The following is a 357-nucleotide window of genomic DNA, read 5'->3' on the forward strand; positions in this document are numbered from 1 at the left end:
CCCATTCGTGGAAACGGTGCGCGCGCGGCATCAGGCATTTTCGCCCAAACCCTAGAGCGACTTCGGCAGACGCCGTCAGGTGACAAAGCCACGGCCGCCGCCAGCAGCCCGCCCGTGGCGAACGCTGAACCCAGGCTCGGCCACCCTTCGAACCGCCCGGACGAAAACGGCGGGCAGATTGATGCATGTCACAGCAGCCCCGCCTTCTTTTGTCTGGTTGAACCATGATAGTCGTTTGGCATCACTGAATCGGAATGCGAGACACGATGAGCCTTCAAACGCCGGCCGAACCTGTTCAGGACACGCCGAAGCAAGGACGCATCGTCGCCATCGACATCGTGCGGGGCTTGGCCCTGC

1 protein-coding gene is annotated in these 357 nt (G+C 62.5%); it reads left to right on the forward strand.

The window, feature by feature from the left end; all coding sequences use genetic code 11:
- On the forward strand, window positions 1-228 hold a 228-nt coding region (locus tag EN807_RS36185), incomplete at its 5' end, for a hypothetical protein (RefSeq protein WP_210240019.1).
- Window positions 229-357 lie beyond the last annotated feature (129 nt).

The organism is Mesorhizobium sp. M5C.F.Ca.ET.164.01.1.1, assembly GCF_004792125.1.
Classification (GTDB): domain Bacteria; phylum Pseudomonadota; class Alphaproteobacteria; order Rhizobiales; family Rhizobiaceae; genus Mesorhizobium; species Mesorhizobium wenxiniae.